Annotated in this window: 7 protein-coding genes and 1 pseudogene; all 8 read left to right on the top strand. The window is 66.2% G+C overall.

Annotated elements, in window-relative coordinates:
- Positions 1–173: pseudogene (locus AX724_RS19500) on the top strand (P-type conjugative transfer ATPase TrbB); the annotation flags it as partial.
- Positions 170–502: a TrbC/VirB2 family protein gene (locus AX724_RS19495; protein ID WP_066769907.1), complete on the top strand. Its 333-nt coding sequence runs from the start codon at positions 170–172 to the stop codon at positions 500–502. The pseudogene AX724_RS19500 and the gene AX724_RS19495, both read left to right, overlap by 4 nt.
- Positions 502–771 (top strand): VirB3 family type IV secretion system protein, encoded by a 270-nt coding sequence (locus AX724_RS19490; RefSeq protein WP_066769901.1) that lies wholly within the window; start codon positions 502–504, stop codon positions 769–771. The genes AX724_RS19495 and AX724_RS19490 overlap by 1 nt, the downstream gene beginning before the upstream one ends.
- Positions 768–3,239 (top strand): conjugal transfer protein TrbE, encoded by a 2,472-nt coding sequence (gene trbE / locus AX724_RS19485; RefSeq protein ID WP_066769899.1) that lies wholly within the window; start codon positions 768–770, stop codon positions 3,237–3,239. Before AX724_RS19490 ends, trbE begins: the two co-directional genes overlap by 4 nt.
- The gene (trbJ, locus tag AX724_RS19480) at positions 3,236–3,952 is read left to right on the top strand and encodes a P-type conjugative transfer protein TrbJ (RefSeq protein WP_066769897.1); all 717 of its coding nucleotides are present in this window, start codon (positions 3,236–3,238) and stop codon (positions 3,950–3,952) included. The genes trbE and trbJ overlap by 4 nt, the downstream gene beginning before the upstream one ends.
- 51 nt (positions 3,953–4,003) lie before the next feature.
- Positions 4,004–4,219, top strand: coding sequence for a putative entry exclusion protein TrbK-alt (trbK-alt, locus tag AX724_RS19475; protein WP_231736765.1), 216 nt, complete (start codon positions 4,004–4,006; stop codon positions 4,217–4,219).
- The gene (trbL, locus tag AX724_RS19470; protein ID WP_066769892.1) at positions 4,216–5,571 is read left to right on the top strand and encodes a P-type conjugative transfer protein TrbL; all 1,356 of its coding nucleotides are present in this window, start codon (positions 4,216–4,218) and stop codon (positions 5,569–5,571) included. Before trbK-alt ends, trbL begins: the two co-directional genes overlap by 4 nt.
- A 4-nt stretch (positions 5,572–5,575) precedes the next feature.
- Positions 5,576–6,256 (top strand): conjugal transfer protein TrbF, encoded by a 681-nt coding sequence (gene trbF, locus AX724_RS19465; protein ID WP_066769890.1) that lies wholly within the window; start codon positions 5,576–5,578, stop codon positions 6,254–6,256.
- Positions 6,257–6,294: the final 38 nt, after the last annotated feature.

The following is a 6,294-nucleotide window of genomic DNA, read 5'->3' as shown; positions in this document are numbered from 1 at the left end:
TCGTCACGGTCCCGCGCGCGCTGCTGGCCGAGACCATCGACCTGATCGCCGTGCTGGTCCGCGACGGACACGGCCGGCGCCTCGCCGAACTGGCCCGCGTCGAAGGGCTCGACGCCGCGACCGGCGACTACCGCCTCAGTCCCTTCACCCCCCAATCTGGAGACGCATCATGATCCATGCCGTTCGGCATGGCGCACGCCGCGCCATGCTCGCCGCCACCGCCAGCGTCATTGCCCTGACTTTCGCCGTTCCCGCCCATGCGGGCGGATCGTCGATGCCGTGGGAAGCACCGCTCCAGTCGATCCTCGAAAGCATCGAGGGGCCGGTCGCCAAGATCATCGCGGTGATCATCATCATCGTCACCGGCCTCACCCTGGCGTTCGGCGACACCAGCGGCGGCTTCCGGCGCCTCATTCAAATCGTCTTCGGGCTCAGCATCGCGTTTGCGGCCAGCTCCTTCTTTTTGAGCTTTTTTTCATTCGGCGGCGGGGCGCTGGTCTGATGGAAGCCGGCGAACCCATCCCCGGCTATTTCGCACCGGTCCACCGGGCACTGACCGAGCAGATATTGCTCGGCGGCGCCCCGCGCTCGCTCGCTATCGTCAATGGCACCCTGGCCGGCGCGATCGGGCTGGGGCTGCGGCTCTGGATCGCCGGGCTGGTTCTCTGGGCCATTGGCCATGCGCTGTCCGTCTGGGCCGCGCGCCGCGATCCGCAATTCGTGGATGTGGCGCGTCGGCATCTGCGTTATCCGGCGTGGATGCGGCCATGATGAGCCTGCGCGAATACAGGAACCGCGCCGCCCATCTGGCCGACTTCCTCCCTTGGGCCGCACTGGTCGGCGAAGGCGTCGTGCTCAACAAGGACGGCAGCTTTCAGAGGACGGCGCGCTTTCGCGGCCCCGATCTCGACAGCGCCACGCCCGCCGAACTGGTCGCCACCACGGCGCGGCTGAATAACGCGCTCCGCCGCCTGGGTTCCGGCTGGGCGATCTTCGTGGAGGCGCGGCGCGCGCCCGCGCTCGACTACCCGGAATCGGAGTTTCCCGATCCGGTCTCGGCGCTGGTCGATATGGAGCGGCGGGAACAGTTTCGCGAGGAAGGCGCCCATTTCGAGAGTGCCTATTATCTGACGCTGCTGTGGATGCCGCCGGCCGAGGACGCCGCCCGCGCCGAAACCTGGCTGTATGAGGGCCGTTCCGGCGCGGGCGTCGATCCGTGGGAATTGCTCAGAGGCTTTTGCGATCGCAGCGACCGTCTGCTCAATCTGGTCGATGGCTTCGTGCCCGAGGTCCGCTGGCTCGATGACGGCGAGACGCTGACCTACCTTCACTCGACAATCTCGACCCGGCGCCAGCGCGTGCGCGTGCCGGAAACCCCGATGCACCTCGACGCGCTGCTCGCCGACGAGCCGCTGACCGGCGGGCTCGAACCGAAGCTGGGCGAGCATCATCTGCGCACGCTCTCCATTGTCGGATTCCCGAGCGTCACCTTTCCCGGCCTGCTCGACGAGTTGAACCGGCTCGCCTTCTCCTATCGCTGGTCAACCCGCGCGATCATGCTGGACAAGACCGACGCGACGAAGCTGCTCACCAGGATCAGACGGCAATGGTTCGCCAAGCGCAAGTCGGTCGCCGCCATCTTGAAGGAGGTGATGACCAACGAGGCGTCCACGCTGCTCGACAGCGACGCCTCGAACAAGGCCGCCGATGCCGACACCGCCTTGCAGGAGCTGGGCGCCGACTATGCCGGCATGGCCTATGTGACGGCGACGGTGACCGTGTGGGATCGCGATCCGGCTATTGCTACCGAGAAGCTGCGGCTGGCCGAGAAGATCATCCAGGGCCGCGACTTCACCGTCATCCCCGAAGGCATGAACGCCATTGAAGCGTGGCTCGGCTCAATCCCCGGCCACACTTACGCCAATGTCCGGCAACCGCCGATCTCCACCCTCAATCTCGCCCACCTGATCCCCCTGTCAGCGGTATGGGCGGGGCCGGAACGGGACGAGCATTTCGACGCTCCCCCCTTGCTCTACGGCAAGACGGAAGGCTCGACCCCGTTCCGGTTTTCCCTCCATGTCGGCGATGTCGGTCACACGCTGATCGTCGGGCCGACCGGCTCGGGCAAGTCCGTGCTGCTCGCGCTCATGGCGATGCAGTTCCGCCGCTACGAGAACGGCCAGGTCTTCGCATTCGACTTCGGCGGCAGCATTCGCGCCGCCGCGCTCGGCATGAGCGGCGACTGGCAGGATCTCGGCGGCGGTCTATCCGATGACAATGACGGCGGGGTGCAGTTGCAGCCGCTCGCCCATGTCGACGATCCGGCCGAACGGGCTTGGGCGGCCGAATGGCTGGCCGCGATTTTCGCGTCCGAAGGCGTCGCGGTCGATCCCCAGGCCAAGGAGCATATCTGGTCCGCGCTGGGCTCGCTCGCGTCCGCCCCCCAATCCGAACGCACACTGACCGGGCTCGCGGTCCTCCTGCAATCGCAGACGCTCAAGCAGGCGCTGGCGCCCTATTGCATCGGCGGGCCGTGGGGCCGGCTGCTCGATGCCGAGTCCGAACGGCTGGGCGAGGCATCGGTTCAGGCATTCGAGACCGAGGGGCTGGTCGGCGCGGGAGCGGCGGCCGCCGTGCTCTCCTACCTGTTCCACCGGATCGAGGGGCGGCTGGACGGCTCGCCGACGCTCATCATCATCGACGAGGGCTGGCTGGTGCTCGACAGCCCGGCCTTCGCCGCCCAGCTTCGCGAGTGGCTGAAGACGCTCAGGAAGAAGAACGCTTCCGTTATTTTCGCCACGCAGAGCCTTGCCGACATCGAAACCTCGGCCATCGCGCCCGCCATCATCGAATCCTGCCCGACGCGCATCTTCCTGCCCAACGAGCGCGCCGCCGAACCGCAGATCGCGGCCATTTACGAGCGGTTCGGGCTCAACGCGCGGCAGATCGAAATCCTCAGCCGGGCGACGCCGAAGCGGGATTACTACTGTCAATCGCGGCGGGGGAACCGCCTGTTCGAGCTGGGGCTGGGCGAGGTCGCCCTGGCGTTCGCCGCCGCCTCGGCGAAGACCGATCAACTCGCCATCGCCGAGATCATCGAAACCCACGGCGCGGACGCCTTTGCCGCCGAATGGCTGCGGCATCGCGGCTGCGCCTGGGCCGCCGAGCTGCTGCCGGAATCGGCATCCGACCGCCAGCCCGAACTTCCCTTCACATCGAACATGGAGATCGACCTATGAACCTGCCACCCATCCGCCGCGCCCTTATGGCCAGCGTCATCGCCGCAACGGCCATCACCCCGATCGTCGCGCCAGCGCCCGCTTATGCGCAATTCGGCGGGATCGTCTATGATCCCACCAATTATGCGCAGAACGTGCTGACCGCCGCCCGGTCTCTGCAACAGATCAACAACCAGATTCAGCAAATCCAGCAGCAGGCGACGAGCCTTATCAACGAGGCGCGCAATCTTGCCAGCCTGCCGCTTTCGACGGTTCACACCCTCCAGCAGCAGATTCAGCAGACGCAGCAATTGCTCGGGCAGGCGCAGCGCATCGCCTATGATGTGCAGGACATCCAGCAGGCGTTCGACGGTCGCTATAAGGGTGCGGCGCTGACCGGCGATCATGCCCAAATGGTCGCCAACGCCAATGCGCGCTGGGAAGATAGCGTCGGCGCGTTTCAGGACGCCTTGCAGGTGCAAGCCGGCGTCGTCGGCAATATCGACGGCGCGCGCACGACCATGAACAGCCTGGTCACGGCCAGCCAGTCGGCGACGGGCGCGCTACAAGCGGCACAGGCCGGCAATCAGCTTCTCGCCCTGCAATCGCAGCAACTCGCTGACCTGACCGCCGCGGTCGCCGCGCAGGGACGGGCACAGTCGCTCCAAGCCACTCGCCAGGCCGCTGAGGAAGCCGAAGGCCGCGAGCGGTTCCGCCGCTTCATGGGCAACTGATCGCTCATGTCGCGGACGGGCAAGATCGCAGGAATAGCCGCTCTTGCAGGCATGATGCTGACCGTCGGCATCGTCAGCCTGCGAGAGCAGCCGGCCCCGCCGCGCGAGATCATCCCGATCGCTGGCGGTGAGGAAGACGAGCATCTGGCAAGCGAACTGAAGCGCTGCGCAACCCTCACCATGCCCGACAGCGGTTGCGAAGCGGCATGGGCGGCAAACCGCCGTCGCTTCTTCGGTCAAGACGAAGAAAAGGAAACGACGCCATGAACGATACCGGCGTCATCGACACCTTCTTCAACGTCTTCCAGAGCTACATCGACAGCGGGTTCGGGCTCCTGGGCGGCGAGGTCGCGTTCCTTTCGACCACCCTCATTGCCATCGACGTGACGCTCGCGGGCCTGTTCTGGGCATGGGGTGCCGATGAAGATGTGCTTCAGCGCCTCATCAAGAAGACGCTCTACATCGGCACCTTCGCCTTCATCATCGGCAATTTCTCGCTTCTTGCCACCATCGTTTTCGAGAGCTTCGCCGGTCTGGGCCTCCAGGCAAGCGGTAGCACGCTGACGATCGAACAATTCATGAAGCCCAGCGCGATCGCGTCCACCGGGCTCCAGGCCGCAAAGCCGCTTATGGATGCCGCAGGCCAATTCTCCAGCCTCTGGGCCTTCTTCGCCAACGCCGCGCTGATCTTCGTGCTGCTCCTCGCGTGGTTTATCGTCGTGCTCGCTTTCCTCCTTATCGCCGGGCAAGTCTTCGTCACGTTGCTGGAGTTCAAGTTGGTGACGCTGGCCGGGTTCGTCCTGCTGCCTTTCGCCTTCTTCAACAAGACTGCCTTCATGGCCGAGAAGGTCTTGGGCTATGTCGTTTCAAGCGGCATCAAAGTGCTGACCTTGGCCGTCATTACCGGCATCGGCACCACATTATTCAGCCAATTCACCAATGCCGGCCTTGGCAGCGAGCCGACCATCGAACAGGTCATGGCCATCGTGCTGGCCTCTATCTCGTTCCTCGGCCTGTCGCTCTTTGGCCCCAGCATCGCCAATGGCATCGTCTCAGGCGGCCCCCAGCTTGGCATGGGCGCGGCCGCCGGAACCGTGCTGGCCGCAGGCGGTGCGTTGATCGGTGGCGCGGCGGCCGCCAAGCTCGGTTTGGGCGCGGCCGGCGCAGCGATGGGCACAGCCGGACGGGCCACGGCCGCGACCGCGCAGGCCGGCGCTCGGGCGGGCGGCGCAGCGATGGGCGCCTACAGCGTCGGCTCTTTCGGCAAGACGGGTGGCAGTGCGGTTGCGGGCGGGCTTTCGACGGCCGGACGGATGGCCGCGAGCGGCGCGGCCAATGCGGCCCTGTCGCCGCTGCGCAAGATGGCCGGAAAGGCCAGCGCATCCATGAAAGACAATTTCCGCACCGGCGCCCGCGCCGGTCTCGGCGCCGCTCCGCAGGCAAGCAGCGCAGCACCGGCTGGAGCCGCGTCCGCCCCAGCGTCCGCTCCCCCGGCATGGGCGGCGAGGATGAGGCAGCGTCAGGCCGTGAGCCACGGCGCCACCGTCCTCGCCCACACCATGAAGACTGGCGATAGCCAGGGCGGCGGAAGCGGTCCCGACATCAAGGAAAAGGACTGAATCCATGTTCCGACGACCCTCCATTCGTTACAGCCAGATGCCCGAACCCGTCACGCCCTATCAGCGCGCGGCCCAGGCATGGGACGACCGCATCGGCTCTGCGCGCGTGCAGGCGCGTTCCTGGCGAATGGCCTTCTTCGGCGCGCTGGCGCTCTCGGGCGGGCTTGCTGTCGGCCTGGTCTGGCAGTCGACACGCGGCCATATCGTGCCGTGGGTGGTTGAGGTCGATCGGCTCGGCGAAGCGCAGGCGGTCGCCCCGGCCGAGGCAGGCTACCGGCCGACCGATCCGCAGATTGCATTCCACCTTGCTCGCTTCATCGAGCAGGTCCGAAGCATTCCCGCCGATCCCGTCATCATCCGCCAGAACTGGCTTCGCGCCTACGACTTCACGACCGACAAGGGCGCGCTGGCGCTTAACGACTATGCGCGCGCCAACGACCCGTTCGCCAATGTCGGTCGGGTGCAAGTGGCGGTGGACGTGTCGAGTGTCATCCGCGCTTCACCTGACTCCTTCCGCGTGGCCTGGACCGAGCGGCGCTATCAGGACGGGCAACTGACAGCCACCGAACGCTGGTCCGCCATCCTCACGATCGTCGTGCAGCCGCCGCGCACCCCCGACGCACTGCGCAAGAACCCGCTGGGCGTCTTCGTCAACGCCCTCAACTGGTCAAAGGAGATGGCATGAATGATTTGTGATCGGCCTTGGTGCTCGGCGTCGTGGCG

The organism is Sphingobium sp. CCH11-B1 (assembly GCF_001556865.1).
Lineage (GTDB): Bacteria > Pseudomonadota > Alphaproteobacteria > Sphingomonadales > Sphingomonadaceae > Sphingobium.
The sequence above is the reverse complement of the archived record's forward strand: the minus strand, read 5'-3'. Positions and strand labels throughout refer to the sequence as shown.

Coding starts and splice junctions, on each gene's coding strand:
- AX724_RS19495 (WP_066769907.1), top strand. CDS start 170: ATGATCCATGCCGTTCGGCATGGCGCACGCCGCGCCATGCTCGCCGCC.
- AX724_RS19490 (WP_066769901.1), top strand. CDS start 502: ATGGAAGCCGGCGAACCCATCCCCGGCTATTTCGCACCGGTCCACCGG.
- trbE (WP_066769899.1), top strand. CDS start 768: ATGATGAGCCTGCGCGAATACAGGAACCGCGCCGCCCATCTGGCCGAC.
- trbJ (WP_066769897.1), top strand. CDS start 3,236: ATGAACCTGCCACCCATCCGCCGCGCCCTTATGGCCAGCGTCATCGCC.
- trbK-alt (WP_231736765.1), top strand. CDS start 4,004: ATGATGCTGACCGTCGGCATCGTCAGCCTGCGAGAGCAGCCGGCCCCG.
- trbL (WP_066769892.1), top strand. CDS start 4,216: ATGAACGATACCGGCGTCATCGACACCTTCTTCAACGTCTTCCAGAGC.
- trbF (WP_066769890.1), top strand. CDS start 5,576: ATGTTCCGACGACCCTCCATTCGTTACAGCCAGATGCCCGAACCCGTC.